This window comes from Micromonospora sp. WMMD812 (assembly GCF_027497215.1).
Classification (GTDB): Bacteria; Actinomycetota; Actinomycetes; order Mycobacteriales; family Micromonosporaceae; genus Micromonospora.
Genome location: NZ_CP114904.1, coordinates 6,871,594 through 6,885,572, shown reverse-complemented (window position 1 = coordinate 6,885,572; position 13,979 = coordinate 6,871,594). Strand labels below are relative to the sequence as shown.

Annotated in this window: 18 protein-coding genes; 9 read left to right on the top strand and 9 right to left on the bottom strand. The window is 68.8% G+C overall.

Annotated elements, in window-relative coordinates; translation table 11 throughout:
• Positions 1 to 125: 125 nt before the first annotated feature.
• On the bottom strand, positions 126 to 1,034 hold the full coding sequence (sigJ, locus tag O7603_RS31755) for an RNA polymerase sigma factor SigJ (RefSeq protein ID WP_281576894.1): 909 nt from the start codon (positions 1,032 to 1,034) through the stop codon (positions 126 to 128).
• A gap of 100 nt (positions 1,035 to 1,134) precedes the next feature.
• Between sigJ and O7603_RS31750 the strand changes: the two genes are divergently transcribed.
• Entirely contained in the window at positions 1,135 to 1,509 is a 375-nt protein-coding gene (locus O7603_RS31750) for a hypothetical protein (protein ID WP_281573391.1), read from the top strand.
• Between the two features lie 199 nt (positions 1,510 to 1,708).
• Here the strand turns inward: O7603_RS31750 and O7603_RS31745 are convergent, their stop codons facing one another.
• A complete protein-coding gene (locus tag O7603_RS31745) occupies positions 1,709 to 2,119 on the bottom strand; it encodes a DUF2267 domain-containing protein (RefSeq protein WP_281573390.1) in 411 nt (136 codons plus the stop codon).
• Positions 2,120 to 2,882: 763 nt separating this feature from the next.
• On the opposite strand from O7603_RS31745, the gene O7603_RS31740 reads away from it, so the two are divergent.
• The 3 genes from O7603_RS31740 (at position 2,883) to infA (ending at position 5,418) form a co-directional block, all read left to right on the top strand.
• On the top strand, positions 2,883 to 3,716 hold the full coding sequence (locus O7603_RS31740) for an LppX_LprAFG lipoprotein (RefSeq protein ID WP_281573389.1): 834 nt from the start codon (positions 2,883 to 2,885) through the stop codon (positions 3,714 to 3,716).
• Between the two features lie 681 nt (positions 3,717 to 4,397).
• The gene (locus O7603_RS31735) at positions 4,398 to 5,168 is read left to right on the top strand and encodes a GNAT family N-acetyltransferase (RefSeq protein ID WP_281573388.1); all 771 of its coding nucleotides are present in this window, start codon (positions 4,398 to 4,400) and stop codon (positions 5,166 to 5,168) included.
• 25 nt (positions 5,169 to 5,193) lie between these two features.
• Complete coding sequence (gene infA / locus O7603_RS31730) at positions 5,194 to 5,418, top strand: translation initiation factor IF-1 (RefSeq protein WP_281573387.1); 225 nt, start codon at positions 5,194 to 5,196, stop codon at positions 5,416 to 5,418.
• Between the two features lie 103 nt (positions 5,419 to 5,521).
• On the opposite strand, the gene O7603_RS31725 is transcribed toward infA, so the two are convergent.
• Complete coding sequence (locus O7603_RS31725) at positions 5,522 to 5,884, bottom strand: nuclear transport factor 2 family protein (RefSeq protein WP_281573386.1); 363 nt, start codon at positions 5,882 to 5,884, stop codon at positions 5,522 to 5,524.
• Between the two features lie 158 nt (positions 5,885 to 6,042).
• On the bottom strand, positions 6,043 to 6,540 hold the full coding sequence (locus tag O7603_RS31720; protein WP_281573385.1) for a DinB family protein: 498 nt from the start codon (positions 6,538 to 6,540) through the stop codon (positions 6,043 to 6,045).
• A gap of 80 nt (positions 6,541 to 6,620) precedes the next feature.
• On the opposite strand from O7603_RS31720, the gene O7603_RS33115 reads away from it, so the two are divergent.
• Together O7603_RS33115 and O7603_RS33110 are read left to right on the top strand one after the other, a co-directional pair.
• Positions 6,621 to 6,797 (top strand): DUF6596 domain-containing protein, encoded by a 177-nt coding sequence (locus O7603_RS33115; protein ID WP_348651045.1) that lies wholly within the window; start codon positions 6,621 to 6,623, stop codon positions 6,795 to 6,797.
• Positions 6,785 to 6,964, top strand: a complete 180-nt coding sequence (locus O7603_RS33110; protein ID WP_348651044.1) for a hypothetical protein — start codon at positions 6,785 to 6,787, stop codon at positions 6,962 to 6,964. Before O7603_RS33115 ends, O7603_RS33110 begins: the two co-directional genes overlap by 13 nt.
• Positions 6,965 to 6,983: 19 nt before the next feature.
• Here the strand turns inward: O7603_RS33110 and O7603_RS31710 are convergent, their stop codons facing one another.
• Positions 6,984 to 7,589, bottom strand: coding sequence for a YdeI/OmpD-associated family protein (locus O7603_RS31710; RefSeq protein WP_281573384.1), 606 nt, complete (start codon positions 7,587 to 7,589; stop codon positions 6,984 to 6,986).
• Positions 7,590 to 7,742: 153 nt separating this feature from the next.
• Between O7603_RS31710 and O7603_RS31705 the strand changes: the two genes are divergently transcribed.
• Complete coding sequence (locus tag O7603_RS31705) at positions 7,743 to 8,225, top strand: hypothetical protein (RefSeq protein WP_281573383.1); 483 nt, start codon at positions 7,743 to 7,745, stop codon at positions 8,223 to 8,225.
• Positions 8,226 to 8,369: 144 nt separating this feature from the next.
• Here O7603_RS31705 and O7603_RS31700 read toward each other — a convergent pair whose 3' ends face one another.
• The 3 genes from O7603_RS31700 to O7603_RS31690 all read right to left on the bottom strand — a co-directional run bounded on the left by O7603_RS31700 (position 8,370) and on the right by O7603_RS31690 (position 10,774).
• On the bottom strand, positions 8,370 to 9,029 hold the full coding sequence (locus O7603_RS31700) for a Type 1 glutamine amidotransferase-like domain-containing protein (RefSeq protein ID WP_281573382.1): 660 nt from the start codon (positions 9,027 to 9,029) through the stop codon (positions 8,370 to 8,372).
• A 366-nt stretch (positions 9,030 to 9,395) separates the two neighbouring features.
• Positions 9,396 to 9,977, bottom strand: coding sequence for a GNAT family N-acetyltransferase (locus O7603_RS31695; RefSeq protein ID WP_281573381.1), 582 nt, complete (start codon positions 9,975 to 9,977; stop codon positions 9,396 to 9,398).
• 194 nt (positions 9,978 to 10,171) lie between these two features.
• Entirely contained in the window at positions 10,172 to 10,774 is a 603-nt protein-coding gene (locus O7603_RS31690) for a hypothetical protein (protein WP_281573380.1), read from the bottom strand.
• Between the two features lie 298 nt (positions 10,775 to 11,072).
• Here O7603_RS31690 and O7603_RS31685 point away from each other — a divergent pair, with 298 nt between their 5' ends.
• Complete coding sequence (locus tag O7603_RS31685; RefSeq protein ID WP_281573379.1) at positions 11,073 to 12,236, top strand: IS110 family transposase; 1,164 nt, start codon at positions 11,073 to 11,075, stop codon at positions 12,234 to 12,236.
• A 150-nt stretch (positions 12,237 to 12,386) separates the two neighbouring features.
• On the opposite strand, the gene O7603_RS31680 is transcribed toward O7603_RS31685, so the two are convergent.
• Positions 12,387 to 13,055, bottom strand: coding sequence for a helix-turn-helix domain-containing protein (locus O7603_RS31680; protein WP_281573378.1), 669 nt, complete (start codon positions 13,053 to 13,055; stop codon positions 12,387 to 12,389).
• A 74-nt stretch (positions 13,056 to 13,129) separates the two neighbouring features.
• On the opposite strand from O7603_RS31680, the gene O7603_RS31675 reads away from it, so the two are divergent.
• On the top strand, positions 13,130 to 13,888 hold the full coding sequence (locus O7603_RS31675; RefSeq protein ID WP_281573377.1) for a DUF899 family protein: 759 nt from the start codon (positions 13,130 to 13,132) through the stop codon (positions 13,886 to 13,888).
• The last annotated feature ends 91 nt before the right edge of the window (positions 13,889 to 13,979 follow it).

Below are 13,979 nucleotides of genomic sequence, written 5' to 3'. Positions count from 1 at the left end.
ATGTTCCGGCATCACCGTCGGCGCGCTGTCAGCTTGTGGGCGTCCGGCCCGCCGCGGCGCGCTCGCGCCAGCGGCAAACCAACAAGACACATCAACGGGCAGCCAAAGTGGCAGGCGCTAGCCCTCTACGCCCACGGACGCAGCTTCTCCGGGTTGCGGACCGCCCAGATCCGGGTGACGCGCCCGCCGGAGACGTCGAACGAGGCTACGGTCATGACGACGCCGGCACGCTGGGCCACCAGGCCCGGCACGCCGTTGACCGACCGCTCCAGGAGTTCGAGCCCCGGGGCCTTCTCGGCAATGGCGACCATGTACCGGGCGATGCGCGCGCCGCCCTCGACCGGGCGCAGGACGGCACCGACCATGCCCCCGCCGTCGGCGGTCATCACGGCGTCCGGGTTGAGAAGACCGACGAGGGCGGTGATGTCCTTGGTCTCCCATGCCTCTTTGACGCGCCTCACCACGTCGGCCTGTCCGGTCGCGGTCACCGAAGCGCGCGCGACGCGCACCCGCCGCCGGGCGGACGCCGCCAGCTGCTTGCAGGCCGCAGGGGTCCGACCGAGAATGTCGGCGATCTCGGCGAACGGGTACCGAAAAACGTCGTGCAGGACGAACGCCACCCGCTCGGCGGGCGTCATCGACTCCAGAACGACAAGGAAGGCCATGCCCACCGACTCGTCCAGGACGATCTGGTCGGCGGGGTCCGCAAGGCCGGTGGGGTCGGCGCCGCCCGCGTGGTCCCAGTCGGTGCGGTCGGGCAGCGGCTCGGGCAGCCACGCGCCGACATAGCGTTCACGGCGGACCCGCGCCGAGCCGAGCAGGTCCAGGCAGATGCGGCTGGTCACCGTCGTCAACCATGCGCCCGGGGACAGAATCTCGTCCTGCCGGCTTCGTGGCAGCCCATACCAGCGTGCGTAGGCATCCTGCACGGCGTCCTCGGCCTCGGTCAGCGAACCGAGCAACCGGTAAGCGACGTTGATCAGTTGGCGTCGCTCGCCGGCGATCTCGTCTGCGCTGGTCCCGACAGTTCCCATGCTTCCGGCCGCCCCTCGCCTTACCTTTCTCGGGCCCACGTCGTCGGGCTGGTGAGACCTTAACGATCTACTGCCCGAGGGCGGAAAAGGGGACTGTGACATGGCCACTCAGGTGACGGCGGCGGTGAACGCGCAACGCGGCTCCTCGTTCCTGCAGATCGCGATCGTCCTGCAGACCCTGACCATCTTCCTACAGGCGGTCTCCGCCGGACTGCTGCTGACCTCGTCCTACGGCGAGACGCTGCACAGCGTCGGAGCCCGCGTGATGTACGGGGCGTCGATGCTGTACCTGCTCGTGGCGGTGCTGGCGTGGAAGCCGGGCGGCGGCTCGGCCCGGCCTGTCTGGCACGCGTCAGGTTTCCTCGTACTCGCCTCCATCCAGGTCGTGCTCGGCATCGCGCATGTCCCGTCGGTCCATCTTCCCCTGGGTGTCCTGATGTTCGGTCTGAGTGTGTTGGCGCTGGCCCGGCGCTGAGGTCCGATACGGGCCCGCCGGTACCAACCACCGGTCCTCAACGCCTTTGGTTCCCGCCGCGGCGGCCGGCAGATCTCCTGTTGCCCCGCCGGCGGCCACCACGTGTACGGAGCAGTGGGCGATCGCCAATGGCACCGTCGCCTGCGAACGCAGGTGAGGAAGGCGTGCGCACACCTGCCGCTGTCGTCGACTGTGTGTGCTACGAGCCGGGGTGCCGCCCGCCACCGGCACCCACCGGTTCGATCACCTGCCAGAACTCCTTTGGAAGCTGAGCAGCCGCGTTGTCGAACTCGTCACGAGTGACAGCCTCACGTAGCGTGCTCAGCACCGCGCCGACCCCGGCACCGGCGATCGCACGGTCGACGTTCGGGCGGTCCGCGACCCGCCGCACGAACTCTTCGAGCCCGAACGACGTAGCCTGTTCCCGTCCAGGCGGCCTGCGCAGGTGATCGGCCAACACGTCCGGAAGCTGGTAGGCAAGGTCCTCTGCCTGGCCGACGCTGATCCGATGTGCCAACGTCTCCAGCGTCGTGGCGGTGAGTGTCGCCGCCTGATCGGTCGACACCTTTGCCCGCGTCGCCACCGCGTTGATGAAATCCTGGTATTCCACCTGATTCTCCTCCTCCGGCCGGATCGCCCTCGAATCGCCAGTCACGAGCCCCTGACCGCGATGCGCGGCGGTTGGGTGCCGTTGCGCCGTGTCTACGCGTACGACGACACCCCGCCGGAAAGGCTCGCGTCGAAGCTGTTCGGGTCGACGTGCTCGGCAGCGTCACGAGGTGTCGGAACTGGTCGGCCCGCACAGGAGAGGCACCTGCACACCTCACCTCTCGGCCGCCGAGCGAACTGGTACCTTGACAGCCTCCTGGGACTGGGGGTGACCCTGCCTCATCCCCATCGTGCGAATACGAAGCGACCCGGGAAAGACCAAACGCTCAACCTGCATGAACGCGTGAGCTAGCTGCCGCATCGACGCACCGCCGACGGACCGACGATCTGGCTGCCGAAGCAGACGCTCCCGGCGAGACACAACCCGCGCCGCTCCCCTACTGCTCGCGCGGGCCGGAGGGTTCGAGTCCATGAGCCGCCGGTCGGCGGCCACCAGGTCGTAGGTGGGCCGGTCGATCTAGGGCTTCTCGTCGACGGCCAGTAGGTCGCTGTAGAGCGGGTAGAGGTCGTGCTCGCTCGTCTTCCGCAGGCCGCCGACGGTGACCGCCCGCATACCTCCCTGCTGCGCTGGGTGTGCGGGTGAGCGACACGCACCCAGAGGGAGAGCGGCGGGAAGGTGTCCCCCCGGGGTGGCCCGGGTGGGATAGCGTGTCGCCGATCTATGGGGAGATCCCCAAAATCCTTCGGGGGAAAGAAGCTGTCACGTGTCACTTTGGAAGAAGGCCGCGGTTGTCGCGGTCTCCGCGCTCACGGCACTCGCGGTGACCGCCTGCGGCGCGAAGCCCGGCTCGAACACGCCGGAGCAACCCAGCGTGCTGGAGCTGCTCGCGAGTGATCTCAAGGGTTCGTTGCAGAAGACGATCGACGCCACCGACAAGAGCGACTCGGTGACCGTGACGATGCAGGGCACGGCGGGCGGCCAGAAGATCTCGGTGCAGGGCGTCATCGACCTGGGCGACCCGGTCAAGGCCGAGATGACGACGGCGGGCCCGGACGGCGCCCCGACCACCGTCCGGATGATCGGCGCCGTGATCTACGTCGAGATCCCGGCGGAGGAGCGCGCGAGCACGGGCGGGAAGCGCTGGATGAAGATGGACCTGACCGCCATGGCCGGTCAGTCGGGGATGGACTTCACCAAGCAGTTCGAGGATGTCGACCCGACCAAGCAGGTCAAGACGCTGCTCGCCACGGAGGGTGTGACGGTCGTCGGCGAGGAGACGGTGAACGGGGCGCGCACGGTCCATTACACCGTCACCGCACCCGTCGCGACCTACCTCGGACAGGTCGACGCCGCACTGCGGGCGGGCATCGAGCAGCAGTACGCCAAGCAGGGCGTCAAGGAGATCAAGATCGACCTCTGGGTCGACGAGCAGTACCGGCCGCGCCGGGCGGCCATGGTCATGGGCACGATGGGCGACATGACGGTCGACTACACCGACTACGGCAAGGCGGTGACCATCGAGACGCCGCCGCCGGCGGAGACGGCCGACTTCGCCGAGATGCTGCAGGGCCTGAAGGACCTGGGCACCGACAGCTGACCTGAGCCGCAATGCTGCCCGGCCGGCGAGGAGACCCGCCGGCCGGGCAGTGCCGATTTGAGCCCCCGCTGGCGCAGCTGCGCGCCGATGCGACGGGCGCTCGGCGACTCGAACACGCTGACGTCCGGTGACCTGTCGCCAGCGAGGGGGTCGCGGCTCATCCGCGTCTCCCCCGCCGACGCCCCCATGATCACCCCCGGAACCGGCTGATCTTCGGCGCCAGCCGAGCCGATCAGCGCTACCCACTTCGGTGACACGCAGATCGCGCACCTGGCCGTCGAGATGGGCGTGACCGCGCCGGTCTGCGCCTGCGTCGGCGCCGCGCCGAAGGCGTCGTGGGCGCCGCCGTCCTTCGAGGCGACCTCTCCGGCCCGATCCGCCCGCAGGTCAGCATGCCCTGGCGCGAGAAGCCGATGACCAGCCGACGGCTGGCGCGAGCGGACGGTGGCGCGAGCGCGCGTCGATGCAAGCCGTCGATCGGGGCGGCACGCGCCGCAAAATGGTTGGACGGTGTGACGGGTGGGCTGGTAGCTTCCGTCGCGCCGTGACACTGCCTGAGGAGGTGAGACCCGTGAACGTTTGTATCGATGTGGGTGCTCCCCTCGTCGTCACGGACCGGCCACTGACGTAGGTGCCGCCGGGAGCGCCCTCAACAATGGCGATCCCGAAAGGCACCAACTTATGAATCCTGTGGAGTTCAGCCACGCCGTGCTGATTTCGCGCGTCGGAGCCGGCCAGTGGCATGCGCTGGAGGACGACCTCGTGGTCGGCCGCGGCGAGGCATCGCACCGGCCCGACGGGCGGATGTTCGTCAGCATCGACGCCTGGCACGACTTGGCCTTCGACCGGCTGGCCGAGGCCATGCTGACGGCCCTGCGGAGGCCGCTGCACACAGTGGTCGACGAGGCCGACCTCGACCTGACCGCCCTGTGGCAGCGAACCGGCTTCACGACACGGCGCCGCGAGTGGGAGTACTCGGTGCCCACTGACCCACGCGCCACGGGCCTCGACTCGGCCCTGCCGCCGCCCGGTGTGACGATCAGGGCCTTCGGCAGTGCGGAGGAGGCTCCGCTACACGCACTGGACCGCACGATCCGCGACGAGGTCGAGGCCGGCCCTGGATGGCAGGACATGCCGGCCGAAGTATTGGCCCGCCCCGCGCTCGACCCTTCGAAATACGCCGTGGCGGCACAGTCCGGCCAGTACGTGGGTCTGCTGCGGGTCGCGACGGTGACCCGGCTGCCGCGCATCGGGCTGGTCGCCGTCCGGGCCGACCGTCAACGCCGCGGAATCGCCCGGGCGCTGCTGGCCCACACGCTGGGCGCGCTGCACCGCGTCGGCAAGGAAACGGCATCGGCCGAGGTGACCGAATCCAACATTGCCGCGACGGCGCTGTTCGAGGGCATCGGTGCCTGGCGCGCCGGCAGCACCCTCGAACTGGTCCTCCGCTGACTGCGAACGACAGGAGGCACTGACTATGGCAAGAACATCAAACGGCATCGAACTTGAGGGCACCGTCCTCGAATGCCTGCGCAACGCCACCTTCAAGGTGGAACTCCAGAACGGCCACAAGGTGCTGGCCCACATCAGCGGAAAAATCCGCAAGAACTACATCAAGATCCTTCCGTACGACCGGGTGCTCGTAGAGCTGAGCCCCTACGACCTGACCCGCGGCCGAATCGTCTTCCGCTACCGCAGCTAGCGCCGTTCCCGGCGGTGCGGGCAACCTGCCTCGGGGCCGGTCGCCCGCACCGCTGGATCCGCGCCAAGCTGGTCGGCGTTGGTCGCCCGGCCGGATATCGCCTTCAGGCGTCGCCGAGAGAGCTGAACTGTATGCCGGCCAGCCGCCAGCCCTCGGGCAGCTCAACCCAGGTTTGGCTGACCCGGACGGTCAACGTCATCTCCTGCCCACGCCAGGTCGAGTGGCTCCGCTGGACGCACCGCACGATGGCCGCGTGACGGTAGCAGCACACCTCGACGTCACTGCTCTCCAAGCTGGTGTACGAAAACTCGGCGAACTTGCCGACCCACCGTGCTTTGTCAAGCACGTAACCCTGCTCGCCGATGGACCTGAAGTCTTCGGTCAGCAACGCGTTCAACGCGTCGGTGTCGCCGCGTAGCTCGGCCTCGTCGAAGGCACGCTGGAGCCGGTGAACGTCGGAGATCATGAGCAGATCCTGCTCGACCGTGCGTCCGGCCGGAAGCCGGCCCCGAAGAAAGCGCGGCTCGCACGATCCATCCAGGCTTGGAGCATCCGCACATCGGCAGGACTGTGCACCGAGCGGCGACACCGCAAGCGGTCCTGCGGCATGGGGACGTCCGCGCACTACTCGTTGACGAGCTGCTCCCGAAGAATGTCTGCGTGCCCACAGTGCTGGGCAAGCTCGCGCAGCACGTGGAGATACACCCACCGCAGCGGAAGCGGACCCCGCCGGTGCCCGTGAAGGATGTCGTCCAGCCCCAGGGACGACGTCGCACGGCGTGATGCTTCGCAGGCTTCGCGGTGTGCGTGCTGAACGGTGGCGATCGTGTCGTCGTCATCGAGGATGAACGACTCCTCCGACGTGGCAGGGATGCCGATCTCAGCGCGCGACCGGCACGTGACGGCTTCGTCGAACCAGACCTTCTCGACGAAGGTCGCGTGCTTCACAAGACCCAGCAACGTGGTCCGGGAAGCCACCAACGATCGGCGCACCTGTTCCTCGGTCAGCCCGTCCAAGCAGCCATTGAGCGCGCCGCGGTGCTCGTCGAGGAACGCCTCGAACTGGGCACGGGCTGGCAGCGCGACCACCTGGTCGGCGAAGGTAGGCGGGTAGGAAGGCATGGGCGAAGCATTCCAGACCGTCGCCGGGAGCAACCAGCGGACATCGGCACGAGCGGTCGGCTGACTCGTCGGTCTCGTAGGTGCGGACCCTGACGCCCGCTCCTCGCTCGGCACCAGCGGGCTCGCCGATCCTGCTCGAGGACCAGGACCGGCGGCGGTGGGACATCGCAGCGATCCGCCGTGGGCTGGCCGCGCTGGCCAGGGCATCGACTCGCGGCCTCGGCCCCTGCGGCCTGCAGGCCGCGTGGACGAGCTGATCGCCTCGGACCGGCTCCCCGGTTCGCGTCTGGTCCCGACCGTACGCGGTGAGCTGCTGGCCCGGCTCGGACGGCGACCGGAAGCGCGCGCCGAGCTGGAGCTGGCGGCCCGGCTGTGCGCAACCAACGCGAACGCTCAGTGCTGCTGCGCAAAACGGCCGCGCTGAGCTGACTCGACGATGCCGATCACGGCGAGCTGGGAGGCTTGGCCTTCTGCGGGTAGATCGTCTCGTGACGGGCCAGCATGGCAACGAACTCGCCGATCTTCCGCTCGCGGGTCTGCGCCCGTTTTACGGCATTGACGCGGTAGATGAGAGCGAACCGGTTGGTCTTGGTGAGTACGTCGAACATGGCCTGGGCGGCGGGGTCGGCGGCGATGGCGGCGAGTAGGTCGGCCGGCACCTCGGCTTCCGAGGGCGGAGCGTAGGCGGCCGCCCACCGCCCGTCCGCCTTCGCGGCTTCTACCGCGACGCGGCCCGGGGGCAGCATTCGTCCCTGCGCGTCCAGCCGGGCCACGTTGGCAACGTTGCGTTGCGACCAGGAACTGCGGGGTGTGCGAGGGGTGAACCGGATCCAGGAGGTTTCCTGGTCCCGTTTACGGGCCTGCCCGTCGATCCAGCCGAAGCACAGGGCCTCGTCGACCGCCTGCTGCCAGGTCAGCGTCGTGACTGTGCCGCCCTTCCTGGTCAGGGCGAGCCAGACGCCGGGCGACGTGGCGTGGTTGGCCGACAACCACGCGCGCAGGGCGTCGGCGTCCGCGACGATCAACTCGTCCAGTTCGGCGCTCGCCATGACGGCAGGCTATCGCGGCTCTGATGCCGCAGCCCCGTCGCCGTCCACGGGACGCCGTGCGGGCCGGCGACGCCCGGCGATCCGGCCGCGCACCTCAACCGCTCGGTCTGCGGCATGCGCGGATGCGTCGGGCCGTCCAGTAGCGTCAGGGTTGTGGCAGCCACAGCGGCCGGAGCGTTTCGTCGGACGGCGATCGAGCGATCAAACCAGCGCGTCGCCTGGGAACGGACGGACCAGGCCTTCTTCGCGGCCGGGGCGTGTCACATCCTGGCCTGGATCTGCCAGGAGTCCTACCCAGACCGATCGATCGAAGTCGCGGCGGTGCGCCTCGCCGGCGAGCGGCAGGTCTTCCACACGTACGCGCTCTGGGACGGCTGGGCGTTTGATCACTCGGGCTGGCATCCCGAGCCGCAACTGCTGATGGTGAACAGGGATTTCGAAGGCCACCCGCTAGAGCGCATCAGGATCACGGTCGGTCTCGCCGAGTTCTGCGAGGAGCACCATCACCGGATGCCGCACCAGTATTGGCATGACCCGCTCCCCCGGGCTCGCGACTACGTGGGCCGATACACGCCACCGTGGCCGAGCGCCGCCGGCGCACCATCGTCGACCGGAGCACAGGCGTTCACTCACTGACTGCTGGGGACGCACCATTACGCACGTCAGCGGCCTGCGCGGACGTCTCGTTCGATGGTGCCGCTACCTGTCGAGCTCGCACCCAGCTTCTATCAGGGACACTGCTCGGCAATGGGCCGCCGCGCCGATCACTGTTGGCCGCGGCTACGAGGGGAACAGCTTCCAGTGCCCCTCGGAGACGACCTCGACGGTGCCGTCGGTCACCTTGATGGCCGTCTGGTCGTCGATTGCGTACGCCGGACCCGCGATCTCGGCCGCCCATCTCTCGGCACCACCCATGGTGTTGTCCGGCTCGAGACCTAGGTGCGGGAAGATCGAGAAGTCGACGACCCCCAGTGTGCGGTCGTCGGGCGCGGACTGCCACTCGACGAAGTCCGCACCGACCCGGGGGGTCAGCACCATGCTCCCCGCACTCAACCCCACCCAGACGGTGTCCCGCAGCGACGGCAGGAGGTCCGCCAGCCCGGACTGCCGCATCCAGAGGCACAGGTACGTCGCATCGCCGCCGGCCACGAGCATGACGTCAGCCTCCCGGACCCAGGGGACCCACCGCTCCTCGCCGATGCTGGGCAGCGCTGTCAGCTCGAGGACGCCCAGCGACTTCCAGCCCAGGTCGCACATGGGTAGCGACGTCTGACCGGTGATGAAGCGCCAGGCCGAGGCTGGCTCGCACATGGGGTGGCCGTACTGGGCCGTAGGGATGCAGAGGGCACTGGATTCGGCGATCGGCTTGCCCAGCAGGTCGACCAGCGCATCGCGGATGCTCGGGTTGCTGACGCCCGCGGACGTGAGAAGAAGCTTCACGCTTGCCTCCTGTACGTAGCGGTCATGACGCTCTCCCCGAGAGTCGGGAGATCGGGTGCCTGGGAATACAGACTGGACACCATAACGAAACTCATCGCCGTCGCGACCCGTCAACCCTCCGCACGCACACCGGCCATGTCAGTGCGCCCGCAGGCACTCAGATGTCACCGAGTGACCGTCGGCCGCCTCTCTCCGGGCTCGGCTGTCACAGTGCGTAACTGGCGGACCGCCTGTCGCTGGGCGTGCCATCCTCGATGCCGGTCAAGACGCCCGGTCAGCGGCCATGAGAGTGCCCGGTGCCGGCCCCTCGGCGAAGCGAAGCGAAGCACCCGGATGCCGGGCGAGGTCGCGCGAGGGAGAAAGGACTCAGCGGGCGGGCATCGACTCGGACGACGGCCGCCACTCTCGCCTGATCAGCCCGTAGACCCACGAGTCGGAGACCTCGCCGTTCACGACGCAGTCTTCCCGCAACGTCCCTTCACGCACGAAGCCGAGCTTCTCCAGCACGCGGGCAGATGCCACGTTGCGCGTATCGGTCTCAGCCTGGACGCGATTCAGGTCCAGCGTGTCGAATGCCCACCGCAGCAAAGCGCGCGCCGCCTCCGTCGCGTAGCCGTGGCCCCACGCTGCATCGTCGAAGCAGTAGCCCAGCGACGCGCTGCGGTAGTCCGGGTTCCACCGGGTCAGGCTGCACCAGCCGATGAAGGCCCCGTCGGAGACACGATCCACGGCCAGCCGTGCCCCGGCGCCTCCCTCTGCCATCTGCCGGCAAGCCGCGATGAACCGCTCGGCGCGCCCGCGTTCGCTCCACGGCGGCGCGTCCCAGTAGCGCAGCACGAAGGCGTTGCTGTGCAGCGCGAAGAGGTCGTTCGCATCCGCGTCGTCGAAGGGACGCAGTCGAAGGCGAGTGGTGTGCAGCGTGGGGGTGGGCAGCAACACGCGCGTCATGTTCTCTCCCGTCATCGGTGGCCGACCAACCAGACGTCCGATGCCGGTCACTTGCAATGGGTTTCTCGGTGGGGCGGGCGGAACGACGAGCCCGCTCATCGGCTACTTGTTTCATTGACCTGCGACGTGACCCGGCCAGGCTTCGGTCGAGGCGCTCGGGCTGTCGCTCTCATCTCGGCGGGCGCTGCCAGCGACTATTTCGAGGTCGGCGCCGTGTGTCGCCTACGAGTCCATTCCTCGAAGTCGTCAGGGGTGCGCACGCCGTCGTCAAGCACGGCGGCGTAGATGTCCCAGCTGGATACGCCTATTCCGTACTCCGGTCGCCCAGCCCAGGCATCCTTCACCAGCAGAATCGCTGCACGAGTCTCCTCGGTCAGCCTCGTGGGAAGGTCCCTTACATGGGCAAGATCGGGTTGGCGGTCGGGCTCGTCTACGAACCAGATGTCGATCTTCCATCGTTGGCCGGTGCGGCTACGGACCCGCAAACCCAGGTACAGACCGTCGGGATACCGGGGATCGGCGTTCCAGTCGCCGGTGTCGTTCCTGAAGCACACCTCACGCATCTGTCCATGGACAGCCAGTAGAGCACCCGTTTGGGCGACCCCTCGCGTGTCCAGGGTTGGGCAGACCACCGTCAGGTCCAAGTCACGCCACACCATCAGGCCCAGCGCGGCGCTACCGACTCCCGTGACGCGGCCATGCCGAGCCAGGACGCCATCGAGTGCGAGGTCCGCCCGCAGGTCGGCTGCCTCGGACTGGAGCTCGTGCTGCCGGCGGACGAGGTCATCGATCTTCACGGATGGATTGTTGCAGACCTCGGCGGCGAAACGACGCTGGTCTCGCGACCACAGCAACACATCACGCTCATCGGCTTCTTATCTACTGGTGCTACGACCGCAGCCCGGCCAGGCTGGGTCGAGGTGACCGGCGGGTCGCTCTCTCATCGGCTGCCCACCGTGGTTCTGGTGTGGCTCTCATTTGGCGTGCGTCCGCCGGTCACCGTGGCGGGGAGAGGCTCAAGAGGGGTCTGCCCAGCTCTAAGAAGCGTTGCCCTCCTCGCTGACATCGACTCGGTCTGGTGCAGGGGAGGACGGCGTGGGAGCAGTCATCATCGGGATGGATCCGCACAAGCGCTCGGCGACCATCGAGGTCATCGACCAGGCGGAGAACGTGCTGGCGCAGGGCCGGTTCGGGACCGACACCGAGGGCTACCGCACGATGCTGGCGTTGGGCCGGCGGTTCGGACAGCGGGTCTGGGCGGTGGAGGGCAGCAATGGCATCGGCCGGCACATCGCTCAACGGCTGGTCGCCGACGGTGAAACGGTGCTGGACGTGCCAGCGAAACTGTCCGCCCGGGCGAGAGTGTTCGCCACCGGCCAGGGCCGCAAGAGCGATCCCGTCGACGCGCACAGCGTCGCCGTGGCCGCCCTGCGGACCACGGGACTGCGGCAGGTGTCCGCCGACGACGCCACGGTGGCGCTGCGGCTGCTGGCCGACCGCCGGGACACGTTGGGTCGGGCCCGCACCGAGACGGTCAGCCGCCTGCACACCCTGCTGCTGGAACTGGTACCCGGCGGAGCGAAGAAGCACCTGTCCGCCCCGCAGGCCCGCGCCCTGCTCAACACGGTCCGCCCCCGCGACATCGTCGGACGCACCCGACGTCAGCTGGCCTCCGAACTGATCACCGAACTCGCGGTCATCGACAAGAAGATCAAAGACGCCGACCGGCAGCTGAGCGACCTGGTCAAGGCCACCGGCAGCAGCCTGCAACAGCTGCACGGCATCGGCCCCTCCGGCGCCGCCCGGCTCATCGGCGACATCACCGACATCGCCCGCTTCGCCAGCCGCGGGCACTTCGCCTCGTGGAATGGCACCGCCCCGCTGGACGCCTCATCCGGCGACCACACCCGCCACCGGCTCTCCCGCGCCGGCAACCGGCGCATCAACCGGGTCCTGCACATCATGGCCGTGGTGCAGCTGCGCCACGACACCGAGGGACGGCGCTACTACCGGCGCAAGCTGGCCGCCGGCAAGAGCTCGATGGAAGCCATGCGCTGCCTGAAACGACGGCTGTCCGACCTGGTCTACCGACAGATGGTCAACGACGCCACGCGGGGCGGGACGGGTCCGGGAGGACAACGGGGAGCGTCTATGCAATCCAGCGCGGCTGACCCAATCCCCACGGTCAACTCTTCGGAGAAGTCACTTCCCGGACCCGCCAGAACCCAGCGTAGGACACGCGCCGGCGTCCCCTCTTGACATAGAGGGGAGCCCGATGCGTACACGTGACCGTGGTCGACGCCGGGATGTCGACCAACCAGGGCGAACCCGATCTGCCGCGACAGTGGATCATCTTTCGGACTGCCTCTGGCGGGGATCCGCCGGCCCTCCGTGGCCGGAGGTGCCGTTTCAGTACTTGTCTGTGGAGGCTGGGACATGCACGCCCGCGACGAGATGGCGGACGACTTCGGGATCGCCGATGATGACGGCGCCGGCCGCTACTTGCCCGGCCAGGTCGTCGCTGCCGAATGCGCCGAGGAGGGCATCCGTCGTGGTGACCAGGACGGCGTCCGGCTCGTCGGGCGGCTCGTGGGTGACCTCGGCGCCGGCCGACGTGAGGCGCACGCCGAACACCCCGCCGGGACCGTGGTCGCGTAGTTCGATCCGGAGCGTCGCCTCGGGCTGCTCCGGCGTCGGCACGAAGAAGGTACGGATGCTCAGCATGGCGCTGTCCGCGCTCACGAAGAGCTGTTCCGCGGTCGGCGGGGCGGCGAGCGCCCAGGTGCCAAGCGCGACCACGATCGGCTCGAGGCCGCGACCCCAGGCGGTCAGCTCGTAGACCCGCACGTTGCCTGGCGGAGGCAGCTGCCGACGGCGCAGGACGCCCGCGTCGGCCAGCTCGCGCAGCCGGTCGGACAGTGCGTTCGGGCTGGCGGTCGGGAGAGCCTGCTGGAGGTCGGTGAACCGTTTCGGCCCGAGCAGCAACTCGCGCACCACGAGCAGCGACCACCGCTCCCCCACGATGTCGAGGCCGCGCGCGACACCGCAGGCCTGCCGATAGCCCCGCTGGGCTGGCATGGGACACCCCCTTCCGCTTGCTCGATCATACCAGCTGCTATTAGCCTCATAGTTGCCGAGCCGAGGAGGAACGCATGACCACGCCAGCAACACCCCCTCTCACCGACCGCGAGACCTGGCAGAAGCAGCTCGACGAGCTCCGGCTCCGCGAGAAGGCGCACACCTGTGAGGGCGACGCCATCGCCGCAGCCCGCCGGCGGCTGCCGATGGTCGAGGTCGACCCGACCACCCATCTGATCGGTGCCGACGGCCCGGTGCCCCTGCTTGACGTCTTCGAGGGGAGGACCCAGCTGTTCGCGTCGTACCACATGTGGCACACCGGCAGGCCAGCCGCCGACCAGTGCGAGGGCTGCACGTTCTTCACCGGCCAGGTGCTCGAGCTGTCGTACCTGCACTCGCGCGACGTCACGTTCGCGGTCTTCTGCCAGGGGCCGTTCGAGGAGACGTCGCGCTACCGCGACTTCATGGGCTGGCAGGCGCCCTGGTACTCGGTGCCCGCGGAGTCGCTCGTCTCCCTCGTCGCCGGGCGCGCGTTCGGGATGAAGGCGTGCTACCTGCGCCAGGGCGACCGGGTGTTCGAGACCTACTGGACCACCGGGCGGGGCGTCGAGACGATGGCGCCGTCGTACGGCCTGCTCGACATGACCGTCTACGGCCGGCAGGAGCAGTGGGAGGACTCGCCGGAAGGCTGGCCGCGGCGCTTCCGGACCGACGGCGACCAGTTCCGGCTCGACGGCCGACCCACATCACAGTGGTCGCGTCTCGCCACCGGCCGCGACGACGACCTGGGCGCCACCGGGCCCGCCGGCGGCGAGCACCAGTGCTGCCACTGAGGCTCGGCGCCCGCCAACGGATGAGCTAGGCCGCCAAGGACATGGACCGTCCGAGTTGACGGCCCACGCACCGGCGCCGCATCGCTATTGG

Excerpts from the sequence above, each read along its gene's own strand:
- sigJ (WP_281576894.1), bottom strand. The coding sequence starts at position 1,034 with ATGGGAACTGTCGGGACCAGCGCAGACGAGATCGCCGGCGAGCGACGC.
- O7603_RS31750 (WP_281573391.1), top strand. The coding sequence starts at position 1,135 with ATGGCCACTCAGGTGACGGCGGCGGTGAACGCGCAACGCGGCTCCTCG.
- O7603_RS31735 (WP_281573388.1), top strand. The coding sequence starts at position 4,398 with ATGAATCCTGTGGAGTTCAGCCACGCCGTGCTGATTTCGCGCGTCGGA.
- infA (WP_281573387.1), top strand. The coding sequence starts at position 5,194 with ATGGCAAGAACATCAAACGGCATCGAACTTGAGGGCACCGTCCTCGAA.
- O7603_RS31725 (WP_281573386.1), bottom strand. The coding sequence starts at position 5,884 with ATGATCTCCGACGTTCACCGGCTCCAGCGTGCCTTCGACGAGGCCGAG.
- O7603_RS31720 (WP_281573385.1), bottom strand. The coding sequence starts at position 6,540 with ATGCCTTCCTACCCGCCTACCTTCGCCGACCAGGTGGTCGCGCTGCCA.
- O7603_RS31710 (WP_281573384.1), bottom strand. The coding sequence starts at position 7,589 with ATGGCGAGCGCCGAACTGGACGAGTTGATCGTCGCGGACGCCGACGCC.
- O7603_RS31695 (WP_281573381.1), bottom strand. The coding sequence starts at position 9,977 with ATGACGCGCGTGTTGCTGCCCACCCCCACGCTGCACACCACTCGCCTT.
- O7603_RS31680 (WP_281573378.1), bottom strand. The coding sequence starts at position 13,055 with ATGCCAGCCCAGCGGGGCTATCGGCAGGCCTGCGGTGTCGCGCGCGGC.
- O7603_RS31675 (WP_281573377.1), top strand. The coding sequence starts at position 13,130 with ATGACCACGCCAGCAACACCCCCTCTCACCGACCGCGAGACCTGGCAG.